The following is an 11,559-nucleotide window of genomic DNA, read 5'->3' as shown; positions in this document are numbered from 1 at the left end:
CATGTTTAATAAATCGTCATATGACGGTTCTTTCCTTTCAGTATCTGAAAGACTCCATATAAGAATAATCCAACAGCTACGATTCCAAGTAGCCATTGTCCGAAAGGCTGCTGGGCGAGTTTGGATAATGCCCCGTCAAGCCCCTTCGTTTTATCAGGGTCGGCGGTGATGGCCGTCTGGATGAAGAAATATCCAATGAGTAAAAAGACGACCCCGCGTGAATACAGTCCCAGTTTTCCTGTTTTTCGTCCTAGTTCCCATTCTTTCTCTGTCATTTCATGTCGCTTGAATTTGTCGGTGTATTTTTCCTTATACGCTTTATGAATTTCATAGAGTGCGAATCCAATAATGATCAGTCCGACAATGCCGACGATCCATTGTCCGAAAGGCTGGGCCAATAGCTTTGCTGACAGTGTCTGTTTGGAACCTGAACCGGATCCCGAGCTTTTGGCATGCAATGCAATGGCAAAGGCATTATAGGTCAGGGAACCATAGGCGATACCGCTGATGAGGCTTGCGAGTCTCCTGAACATGGACTTACCGCCGTTCTTTACATGCTCAGGGTCTAAGATCACTTGGATGATGCGCCAAAGGACGATTCCGATCAAGCCTATTCCCAGTATCCATAGAAGGACTTCCCCAAAAGGCTTACTTGCCACGGCTGTAAAAGCACCGGTCGAATCCGAGGTGCTTCCGCCAATGCCGAGTGCGGCCATGACGGCTAATGCCCCAATGAGCATATACACAACGCCCCTTGAGATATACCCAACCCGCGCAAATCCTTTAATCCATGGTTTTATATCATTAGATGAAACGGATGAACCGTTTTTATTCTCATTTGAAGAACTAAGGGATGAAACTCCTGCCATAAACGTTTCTTCCTTTCTAATTCAATTTTCGTATGACTTATGTATGCTATTCCCCTGATCAGGAAAAAACAAACCTTTTTAACGAACAGTAAATGTTGGATATATTGAGACAATTTTGCCTGTTTTTCTTTAAGAATTTTTTACAAATAATCTATTTACAACCCATGTGGAGAGGAGTAATATATCTATCATCAAATGAATATTCTTTATCGCTTAATTCATGATTTGAAGCGGGGGAACCGTTAGTAATAAAGGGGTGAATCCTTTCTGTTGAAAGGTAGGGCTACTTCCATGTCCCGAATCCGTCAGCTAACCTCGTAAGCGTATTGGGAGAGGATGATACTTGTGATCGGTGATGGATAATGACCACAGGCTTAGTTCCTGGTGGTCTTTTTGCGTTGTTCAATATGAGGATATGGTCATGAACAGCCTGCAGATGGTTAAGCTATAAAAAAGGTTTTGGAGGATTTCATCATGAAAAAGCAGTTTGCCGTTATTGGATTAGGGAGATTTGGAGGGAATTTGGTCCAGGAATTAGCAGACCTGGATGTAGAAGTGCTGGCTATTGATATCCATCATGATGTGGTACAGAAATACATCGATATCGCGACTCATGCCGTTCAGGCAAATGCCATGGATGAGTCGGTTCTCAGATCCCTGGGATTAAGGAATTTCGATCATGTGATCGTATCCTTCGGGGATAATATAGAAGCAAGTATTCTCACGACACTCCTCCTCAAGGAATTGGGAGTGAAGGAAGTATGGGTGAAAGCGTCGAATGCTTACCACCAGAAAGTCCTTGACCGGATCGGGGCAGATAAGGTCATTCATCCGGAACGGGATATGGCAAGAAGGATTGCCCACCACATCACTTCTGAAAAGATCATCGATTATATCGAATTATCAAAGGAACACAGCATTGTGGAAGTATGCGCTTCAAAGAAGGTAGCAAACAAAACGTTGAATGATCTTGATGTACGGGCCAAGTTCGGATGTAACATCATCGCCATCCATCGGGGGGAAGAGGTCATTGTTTCTCCTTCTGCCGATGAAGTGGTCGAAATAGAGGATCTACTGATTGTCATAGGACATAATCGGGATATTAACCGGTTTGAAAAAGAGGGTGTATAAAGATGAAGCAAAAGGTCATTCGGTTAAGTCCACCGCAGCTTCTTGTTGTGACCTTTCTATTTTTTATCATACTGGGAATGGGGCTGTTAAAGCTTCCTTTCGCCACCACTGAACCAATCTCCTGGCTGGATGCCCTCTTTACGACTACGTCTGCCATGACCGTGACGGGTCTTGCTGTCGTGGATACAGGGAGCGTGTACACATTATTCGGAGAGATTGTCGTCATGAGCCTCATACAGATCGGGGGACTCGGGATCATGTCCTTTGCGGTCTTGATCTTTATGGTGCTTGGCAAAAAGATCGGATTCAAAGAACGATTGCTCCTGCAGCAGGCACTGAATCAAACGTCTGTAGGCGGGGTCATCAAGCTTGTGAAATACTTATTTCTATTTTCTTTTATAGTAGAAGGTTTGGCCGTCTTGTTATTAGCGACGGAATGGGTGCCTGAGTATGGATGGAAAAGGGGCCTGTATGTGAGTGTCTTTCACTCGATATCCGCTTTTAACAATGCAGGGTTTTCTCTTTGGTCCGATGGCTTAATGGGATATGTGGGAAGTCCGGTCATTAACTTGACGATTTCATTTCTGTTTATATTGGGAGGAATCGGGTTTACGGTTCTGGTGGATCTGTGGAAATCGAAAACGATCCGTCAGTTATCCCTTCATACCAAAATCATGGTCATTGGTACCTTTCTGATCAATGTCGTGGCCTTCATCATGATTTTTGTCCTGGAGTATAATAATCCGAATACACTGGCACAGCTGCCGCTTCCAGATAAGATCTTTGCTTCTTATTTTCAAGCAGTCACACCCCGTACTGCAGGATTTAACTCCCTGGATTACGGAAGCATGGAGCGTTCCACACTGCTTTTTACCATCCTGCTCATGTTCATCGGGGCAGGGAGTGCTTCAACAGGCGGGGGAATCAAGCTCACCACCTTTGTTGTCATTTCATTGAGTATGATTGCATTTTTAAAAGAGAAAAAAGAGATTCGTATTTTCAGGCGTACGATTGATCAAACCCATATTTTCAAAGCGTTGGCCCTGTCCATGATCAGCGTGCTCCTCGTGTTCACCGCGCTTTTTTTCATGGAAATGACGGAGCATGATGCGTCCTTCCTGTCCCTTGTGTTTGAAGTGGTGTCTGCCTTCGGAACGGTGGGTCTGTCCATGGGGATTACGGGCTCCCTTTCCGTGATAGGGAAATGGATCATCATCATAGTGATGTTCACAGGCAAACTCGGACCCCTCACGCTGGCCTTCTCCCTGTCTCGTCCGGATAAAGAGAAAATCCGTTATCCAAAAGAAGATATCCTGACAGGCTGAAAATCGGCTTTCCTGCTTTGCCCATCGAGGGCAGGCAGGGAAGCCGGTTTTTTTTATCAATCAAGCAAGATTCCATCCATGACCTCGCATAAGGCTAAAAACACCATTATTAAGCGTTTTCATCATATGTTTTTGTGATTGACTAAAGAATTGTACGGGATTATACTGTTGAAAAATTCTGACTTTTGGTGGTGCTGTTGTTGAAGCGTGTGTATAACTTTTCTGCTGGTCCTGCTGTGTTGCCTGATCCTGTATTGAAGAAGGTTCAGGAAGAATTATTGAATTACGGGGAAAGTGGCATGTCTGTGATGGAATTGAGTCATCGGTCTGCCTCTTTCCAAACGATAACAGAAGAAGCTCAAAATTTACTCCGTGAGCTCCTTTCGATTCCTGACGATTATCAGATCATTTTCATGCAGGGGGGAGCGTCCCTGCAGTTCTCCATGATCCCTCTGAACCTACTCGCAGGGGGAAGAGCGGATTACATCGTGACAGGAAGCTGGTCGAAGAAAGCTGTTAAAGAGGCAGAGAAAGTCGGGAAGGTCCACACACTTTCCCTCAAAGAACCCTATGAGATCCCGGCCTACATACCAGAAGATTTTTCATCACAATCGAGCTATGTACATATCACATCGAATAATACGATCGAAGGGACCCGGTTTCATGAATATCCTGATACAGGGGGCATTCCCCTTATCGCCGACATGTCTTCCCATATCCTTTCTGAGAAGATCGATGTCTCTTCATTCGGACTCATCTATGCCGGCGCACAAAAAAATCTTGGACCATCCGGTGTTACAGTGGCCATCATCCACGACAGCCTGGTGGGGAAGGCACCTGTTCAATGTCCGACCATGTTGGACTACGAAACATATGTGAAACATGATTCCCTCTTCAATACACCGCCGACCTTTTCCATCTATGTCCTGAAACTTGTACTGGAATGGGTGAAGGAGAACGGTGGGGTGGATGGGATGCAGGATCATAATGAGAAGAAAGCGGCGCTTCTTTACTCCTGTATCGATGAATCACCGTTATTCCATAACCCTGTACCAGGTAAAAATCGTTCACTGATGAACATTCCGTTTTCTACGGGGGATGATGATCTGAACGCCCAATTTATAAAAGAAGCCAAAGCGGAAGGGTTCGAGTTCCTGAAGGGCCATCGTTCCGTTGGGGGAATGAGGGCCAGTCTATACAATGCCATGCCACGTGAAGGTGTAGAAGCACTTGTCGATTTCATGAAAAAATTTGAAGCGAAGCAAGGAGGACAATGAACATGATCTCAATCAATACGTACAATGCCATCAGTCAAAGCGGGTTATCCCTGATCGAGGATGATATCAACTATCATTTGAATGGAAACGGGGATCCGGATGGAATCCTCGTCCGATCAAAAAACCTTCATGATTATGCTTTTCCGGCTTCCGTCAAAGCTATTGCCCGTGCAGGGGCGGGGGTCAATAATATCCCCATCGATCTCTGTACGGAAAAGGGGATCGTCGTCTTTAATACGCCGGGTGCCAATGCGAACGCCGTCAAGGAGCTTGTTCTCGCCAATTTGATTGCTTCCTCACGCAATCTGTATTCTGCCGTAGGCTGGACTAACTCGTTGAGGAACCAAGAAGAAGATGTTCCCGGTGTCGTGGAAGCGAAGAAAAAAGAGTTCGTGGGAAGTGAAATCAAAGGGAAGAAGCTCGGAGTCGTAGGCTTGGGAGCAATCGGTGTCCTGGTCGCCAATGATGCACTTGCACTGGGGATGGAGGTTGTGGCCTATGATCCGTTTATCTCTGTCGACGCTGCATGGCGCTTATCTCAGGATGTAAAGCGCGCCCATCATATTGAAGAAGTGTGGGCGGAATGTGATTTTGTCACCCTGCATATCCCTTTGACGGATAAAACAGCAAGCTTCGTGAGCCCGGAAGCTTTCGCGAAAATGAAAAAAGGAATGACGATCTTGAACTTTTCACGGGGTGAGCTTGTGGAAGAGGATGCCATGGCCGGTGCGCTGGAGTCCGGGGTCGTCCGAAAATACGTGACGGACTTTCCGAATAAGAAGGTCCTCGCCATGAAAAATGTCGTGCCTGTTCCTCATCTTGGCGCTTCTACCGTTGAATCCGAAGAAAACTGTGCCATCATGGCCACCAAGCAGTTGAAAACGTATCTTGAAACCGGGAATATAAAGCATGCCGTCAATCTGCCTGACGTTGAGCTCCCATATAGCGGGAAGATGAGAGTGACAGTCATGCACCAGAACATCCCGAACATGGTGGGACAGATCGCCACGGTCCTGTCCGGATACGCCGTCAACATCGCAGATATGATCAACCGCAGTAAGCATACATGGGCGTACACCATGATCGACCTGGATCAAAAATTAAATGAAGAAGAACAGGCTGATGTGAAACAAAAAATGAAAAACATCACAGGAGTCGTTTCCGTGCGCCTTATATGATCCATCGATCACTCCCTCATTCCATGAGGGAGTTCTTTTTATCACCTCCTCCTATCCTTTGAAAAAGTTGGACGGGCACTCTGCACGTATCATTGCACGGTAAAATACCATATTAGTAAGAGAAGTAGAAAAGGAAAAGCCACGGATCTTTGCATTGGCGGACTCTCCTTGATACTATTTTCATAAAGTAAAGATAATCAGTGAGAGGAGAATACCATGGGAATTCATCATTATTTTAAAAGCTTATCAGATCTTGAGACCCTCATCCGCTGTCCGGGTCGATTCAAATATCATGAACATAACGTGGCCAGTCATTCTTTCAAAGTGACGAAAATCGCTCAGTTCCTCGGAACGGTGGAGGAACAGAACGGGAAGGAAATAGATTGGAAATCTCTTTATGAAAAAGCGCTCAACCATGATTATGCAGAGTTGTTTACAGGTGATATCAAAACCCCTGTGAAATATGCTTCAGGGAAGCTGCGTGAGCTGTTCAGCCAGGTGGAAGATCAAATGGTGAATAAATTCATCACGACGGAATTTCCACCGCAGTTCCAGGAAGTATACAGGGAACGCTTTAAAGAAGGGAAGGACGAGACCCTTGAAGGAAGGATTCTTTCCGTTGCGGATAAAATCGACCTGTTGTACGAATCCTTCGGTGAAATCCAAAAGGGTAATCCCGAACCTTTGTTCATTGAAATCTATCAGGAGGCATTGACCACTATCGTAAAATACAAGGATATGGAATGCGTTCAATACTTTCTGGAATACATCCTTCCAGATATGCTTTCTGAAAAATTCATCCCCCATCATGAACTGAAAGAACGGACCAGGAAACTGATCCGGGACGCTGAAGAGTGAGAATCCCCTTTCCAGATAGGGGAAACTTCGGTAGAATATGTGGTATTCCCTTATCTTACAAGGAGAGTTGAACGTGTCCAAAATTATATTAGGTTTATTTCTTCCAGGATTGCTTGTCGTTCTGTTCACAAGGGTCACGTATAATCATTATGTCGGCCTGGTCCTGACCGTTGCCCTCATCGCGGCTTCGGTGTCAAAGGGCTATACGGATTCTTGGTTGCTCATAGTCATAGACGCGGCTTCGTTGACCGCCGGTTTTTGGTATAGTGACCGGATGATGAAAAAAGCGAAGAGAAGTGCCTGAGCTTAAAAGCTCATAAAAATCCAGGTCCCTATTTAGAGGGACCTGGTTTTTTATTGAATATGTCTTGTTATTTCGGGGAAGCGACTACATTAACATCACCCGCTCTTACAAAGGCAAGGCGGTGATTAAGGTGGATGAGGTAAAACTCATCGTCACCCCACACAATCTTATGAGTCGTCTCCGGGTTATACGTGTAGACCGGTGCGCTGTAATAGCTTCCCTTTACTTTCTCAGAAGCGACATATTTCTGTCCCGGGGTAAGGGTATATTGAAGCTCAGTCATTCCTCTTACCGGAATGCCTTCCGGAAAGGCTTCTGCTTCAGGATAAGCCAATCCGTATACCGGAATACCTGTTTTTCCTTCTTTCAGTGTGATGACGATCCCTGAGCCTTTCGTAGTATTGGTCCCTTTCGGATTATAGAACCACGCTTTTTGGGCTCCATACCAAATGGCGGTCCAGTCCCCATCTTCTTCCGCTTTATAAAAAGTTTGGCCCGTTACGGCTTTATTTCCCCAATTAGAAGCATCCAGAGGGTGGGCATTTGGAAGTGCCGCATCTTTGATCAGTGGGGCATCAAAGCTTGGAGCTGTATACAAATACACAAAGTTTGCCGATTGTCTCGGTACCGGTTCACCGGTCGGTGTCTGAAGATCGGGCATGTTATGGTTGAAATCCGGTCGGATCTGCACGACGTCTTTTTGCTTTTTACCAGATTCCAGCGGTGCACCCAGAACTTTCATATAATGGGCCCAATCCCAGAACGGACCCGGATCCCAGTGCATGGCGGGCTGTCTTGTGGCAGAAGTTCCCGGCACTTCGTCATGGGCGATGATGTGATCGCGGTCCAGGGGAATATTGTACTCTTTGGACAAGTGTTTAACCAAGCGCGCAGATGCATGATAGAGCTGTTCGTTATACCAGGCTGCCCCTTCGATGGCGATTCCTTCATGTTCGATCCCGATGCTCTTGGAGTTGAAATACCAGTTACCTGCATGCCACGCTACATCTTTGTTATTGACCATCTGGGTGATATCACCGTCCGAAGAACGGATTACATAGTGGGCGGATGCCTGTGTCGTTTCCCTCTTAAATACCGTTTTGGTTAAATCATAGCTGATTTCCGTGTCGTGGAGGACGATGTACTTGATTTCCTGGTCATCATAGGGACGGTTGGCTTTATCGTAGTTACCATAGGACCACTCATAAACGGTCCCGTCATGATCGATTTTGTTGTAGGCTGCCGGTACGAAATGGCAGGCGAGTCCATTAGGACAATCTGCCTTGATTTCTCCATCATCCGATTTTAAGTTTAACGGAGTGATGGTTTTTTTATCGGGCTGGGTTGGTTTTGCTGTCAGTTTGACGGAGTATCCATCTTCTGTTTGTTTCACTGCGCCTTTGTTGATGGTTTCATACACACGATCGGCAAAATCCCTGGCTCCAATCTCATCGGAAGAACCACTGTACTTGGCAACGGCCCCATACCATTCACTAAGATTTCCCGGGTTTTCCCCAACTGTTTGTTTGGCATATTTGGCAAGCAGTGCCGCAGCTCCCCGGATGTTCTGCTCATTATCCTTTTTCAGAGTGTCTGGTGAAAGGGATAGCAAGTCTGCTGCGGCATGTAAGGTATGAAGAGCGGGATCGGTCATGGATAAATCTGATATTCTTTCAATTGTCACCGCTTGAGTCTCCGGTTTGTCTTCCTTCCCTGATAGAAACATATGAAGGGGGTCATCTGAATGAGGTTCTTCCAGTGAATCAGGGTCCACATCTGTCAAATGCATCAGTCCGTAGCCTCCGGACGCACTGGGCTTGCCGGCATGGTGCTCCCATAGGGACATGTTGTATCCTACTGAAAGCAGGATTTCGACCGGTACGTTAAACTCCTCGGCGGCATCTTGAAACGATGTTTGTAATGCGAGGGAATCCACCGTTGCTGCCCGGGCAATTCCATGAGAAGAACCGGAAGGCGACACCGGAGATAGGGCAGATCCCAATAGAAATCCCGATAAACTAAGACTACCTGCAACTTTCAACCATTTCGATTTTTTCATACATTCCTCCTGTTACTATGTATTTTAGTTGAACCTATAAAAAAGCTTAAAGAATAATAGACTGAATAGTCAATCAATTATTGAATATATGCCTAGATGAATATTAATAGAGAGAAGTGATTGGATTGTGGATAAAGGGTGGATTATGTGAATAAAAACACGGAGATAAGAGTTATTCACAGTTTGAAATCGCATTCATGTCGTTTGTACACAAGAAAAATGACGAAATGTGTGTAAGTTTTAGGATTTTCCACAGGCATTATCAACTTATGCACATAGTTATACACAGGTTGTGCATAGATATAGTCGTATTTTGTCGGAATACCACGTTTATCCACTATGTCTGTGTCGAAAGTCATAATCTTTGCTTCCGTCTAAGGCATATCGTAAACTTATCCACAATGAAGAAAGCGGATAAGGTCCTTTCCTTGACAGGGGAACGAACTTTTGTTCGCTTTTTGTTGGTTAATCCTGAAGGAAATGTGGTAGAATGTGTATAGATGAATGTACAGTGTTTAAGATGGGTATATGTAGGTAAATACAAGGTAGCAGTCCTTATTATAGGAGGTTTCACGGTGAAAGATCAATTTGAGCTCAAATCTAAATATAAACCAGAGGGAGATCAGCCTCTGGCCATAGAGAAACTGGTACAGGGTATAAATGAAGGGAAGCGTCATCAAACTCTGCTTGGAGCAACAGGGACGGGAAAGACGTTCACTGTCTCTAATGTAATCAAGCAGGTTGAGAAGCCGACCCTTATCATTGCCCATAATAAAACCCTGGCGGGACAGCTCTACAGCGAGTTTAAGGAGTTCTTCCCTGATAACGCCGTTGAGTATTTTGTCAGTTACTACGATTACTATCAGCCTGAAGCGTATGTTCCACAGACTGACACCTTTATTGAAAAGGATGCCAGCATCAATGATGAGATCGATAAATTAAGGCATTCCGCCACCTCGTCCCTTTTCGAAAGGAAGGATGTCATCATCATTGCCAGCGTATCCTGCATTTACGGATTGGGTAATCCGGAAGAGTACCGCGAGCTCGTCCTTTCTCTTAGAACGGGGATGGAGATTGAACGGAATCAATTGCTCCGGAAGCTTGTGGATATCCAATATGAGCGTAATGATATCGACTTTCAGCGCGGAACTTTCCGTGTACGGGGCGACGTAGTGGAAATTTTCCCAGCTTCACGGGATGAACACTGTATGCGTGTAGAATTTTTTGGCGATGAAATCGACCGGATCCGTGAAGTGGATGCCCTGACAGGGGAAATCATGGGTGATCGTGAACATATCGCCATCTTCCCTGCCTCCCACTTCGTAACCCGTGAGGAAAAGCTGCAGGTAGCGATTAAAAATATTGAAAAAGAACTGGAAGAACAGCTGGCGATCATGAAGGAAGAGAACAAGCTCCTGGAAGCGCAGCGTTTGGAGCAGCGGACACGTTATGATCTGGAAATGATGAGGGAAATGGGCTTTTGCTCAGGAATCGAGAACTATTCCCGACACCTGACATTACGTCCGTCCGGTTCGACTCCGTATACGCTTATGGATTACTTTCCTGATGACTTCTTGATTGTCATTGACGAGTCACATGTGACGCTGCCTCAAATCAGGGGTATGTTCAACGGGGACCAGGCTCGTAAGAAAGTGCTCGTGGACCACGGATTCCGTCTGCCATCAGCCATGGACAATCGTCCTCTCCGTTTTGAAGAATTCGAAAAGAAAACCCAGCAGCTCCTCTATGTTTCGGCCACTCCCGGACCATATGAGCTTGAGCATAGTCCTGAAATGGTCGAGCAGATCATCCGGCCGACGGGACTTCTGGATCCGATTATCGAGGTACGTCCGATCGAAGGACAGATTGATGATCTGTTAGGTGAAATCAATGAACGGATCGAGAAGAATGAACGGGTACTGGTTACGACGCTGACGAAGAAAATGTCAGAGGATCTCTCTGCCTATCTGAAGGAGATTGGCATAAAAGTTCAATATCTCCACTCAGAGATCAAAACGTTGGAACGCATCGAAATTATCCGGGATCTTCGATTGGGCAAATATGATGTACTGGTGGGGATCAACCTGCTCCGTGAAGGGTTGGATATACCGGAAGTGTCCCTTGTCACCATACTTGATGCTGACAAAGAGGGCTTCCTGCGTTCAGAACGGTCCCTGATCCAGACGATCGGCCGTGCAGCCCGTAACAGTAACGGAAGAGTCATCATGTACGCAGATAAAATCACGGATTCCATGCAGAAAGCACTCGATGAAACCGAGCGCCGCCGTACGATCCAACAGGAATATAATGAAAAACACGGTGTGACCCCGACGACGATACAAAAAGAGATCCGGGATGTCATCAGGGCGACTCATGCCGCTGAAGAAGCAGGGGTTTATGAAGGAGAACAGACAAAGGTTTCGAAAATGTCTAAACCGGAGCGACAAAAACTTATTGCTAGCCTGGAAGTGGAGATGAAGGAAGCAGCCAAGGCACTCGATTTCGAACGTGCCGCACAGCTTCGTGATACCATTCTTGAGCTCAAGGCGGAAGGATGA

General features: G+C 45.8%; 9 protein-coding genes and 1 riboswitch. Of the genes, 7 read left to right on the top strand and 2 right to left on the bottom strand.

The genetic code is table 11. The features are described 5' to 3' along the window. Positions 1 to 5: 5 nt before the first annotated feature. Positions 6 to 869, bottom strand: coding sequence for a DUF1206 domain-containing protein (locus tag JI667_RS17305; RefSeq protein WP_206857449.1), 864 nt, complete (start codon positions 867 to 869; stop codon positions 6 to 8). Positions 870 to 1,069: 200 nt separating this feature from the next. Continuing rightward, positions 1,070 to 1,209, top strand: a riboswitch (cyclic di-AMP (ydaO/yuaA leader). Positions 1,210 to 1,343: 134 nt separating this feature from the next. Between JI667_RS17305 and JI667_RS17300 the strand changes: the two genes are divergently transcribed. The 6 genes from JI667_RS17300 (at position 1,344) to JI667_RS17275 (ending at position 6,942) form a co-directional block, all read left to right on the top strand. Further along, complete coding sequence (locus JI667_RS17300) at positions 1,344 to 2,000, top strand: potassium channel family protein (protein ID WP_206857447.1); 657 nt, start codon at positions 1,344 to 1,346, stop codon at positions 1,998 to 2,000. 2 nt (positions 2,001 to 2,002) lie between these two features. Further along, on the top strand, positions 2,003 to 3,325 hold the full coding sequence (locus JI667_RS17295; RefSeq protein WP_206857445.1) for a TrkH family potassium uptake protein: 1,323 nt from the start codon (positions 2,003 to 2,005) through the stop codon (positions 3,323 to 3,325). 200 nt (positions 3,326 to 3,525) lie between these two features. After that, complete coding sequence (gene serC / locus JI667_RS17290) at positions 3,526 to 4,602, top strand: 3-phosphoserine/phosphohydroxythreonine transaminase (RefSeq protein ID WP_206857443.1); 1,077 nt, start codon at positions 3,526 to 3,528, stop codon at positions 4,600 to 4,602. 2 nt (positions 4,603 to 4,604) lie between these two features. Beyond that, the gene (locus JI667_RS17285; RefSeq protein ID WP_206857441.1) at positions 4,605 to 5,780 is read left to right on the top strand and encodes a phosphoglycerate dehydrogenase; all 1,176 of its coding nucleotides are present in this window, start codon (positions 4,605 to 4,607) and stop codon (positions 5,778 to 5,780) included. A gap of 216 nt (positions 5,781 to 5,996) precedes the next feature. Continuing rightward, positions 5,997 to 6,638, top strand: coding sequence for an HD domain-containing protein (locus JI667_RS17280; protein WP_206857439.1), 642 nt, complete (start codon positions 5,997 to 5,999; stop codon positions 6,636 to 6,638). Between the two features lie 37 nt (positions 6,639 to 6,675). Then, on the top strand, positions 6,676 to 6,942 hold the full coding sequence (locus JI667_RS17275; protein WP_206857437.1) for a CsbA family protein: 267 nt from the start codon (positions 6,676 to 6,678) through the stop codon (positions 6,940 to 6,942). A 67-nt stretch (positions 6,943 to 7,009) separates the two neighbouring features. Here the strand turns inward: JI667_RS17275 and JI667_RS17270 are convergent, their stop codons facing one another. Continuing rightward, on the bottom strand, positions 7,010 to 9,001 hold the full coding sequence (locus JI667_RS17270; RefSeq protein ID WP_206857436.1) for an N-acetylmuramoyl-L-alanine amidase: 1,992 nt from the start codon (positions 8,999 to 9,001) through the stop codon (positions 7,010 to 7,012). Positions 9,002 to 9,576: 575 nt separating this feature from the next. Between JI667_RS17270 and uvrB the strand changes: the two genes are divergently transcribed. Next, entirely contained in the window at positions 9,577 to 11,559 is a 1,983-nt protein-coding gene (gene uvrB, locus JI667_RS17265) for an excinuclease ABC subunit UvrB (protein ID WP_206857433.1), read from the top strand.

It is taken from the genome of Bacillus sp. NTK074B, from assembly GCF_017303375.1.
Lineage (GTDB): Bacteria > Bacillota > Bacilli > Bacillales > Bacillaceae_B > Rossellomorea.
Note: the sequence above shows the minus strand (reverse complement) of the source record. Positions and strands in the feature narration are given on the sequence as shown.

Coding starts and splice junctions, on each gene's coding strand:
- JI667_RS17300 (WP_206857447.1), top strand. CDS start 1,344: ATGAAAAAGCAGTTTGCCGTTATTGGATTAGGGAGATTTGGAGGGAAT.
- JI667_RS17305 (WP_206857449.1), bottom strand. CDS start 869: ATGGCAGGAGTTTCATCCCTTAGTTCTTCAAATGAGAATAAAAACGGT.
- JI667_RS17275 (WP_206857437.1), top strand. CDS start 6,676: ATGTGGTATTCCCTTATCTTACAAGGAGAGTTGAACGTGTCCAAAATT.
- JI667_RS17285 (WP_206857441.1), top strand. CDS start 4,605: ATGATCTCAATCAATACGTACAATGCCATCAGTCAAAGCGGGTTATCC.
- JI667_RS17270 (WP_206857436.1), bottom strand. CDS start 9,001: ATGAAAAAATCGAAATGGTTGAAAGTTGCAGGTAGTCTTAGTTTATCG.
- JI667_RS17280 (WP_206857439.1), top strand. CDS start 5,997: ATGGGAATTCATCATTATTTTAAAAGCTTATCAGATCTTGAGACCCTC.
- JI667_RS17295 (WP_206857445.1), top strand. CDS start 2,003: ATGAAGCAAAAGGTCATTCGGTTAAGTCCACCGCAGCTTCTTGTTGTG.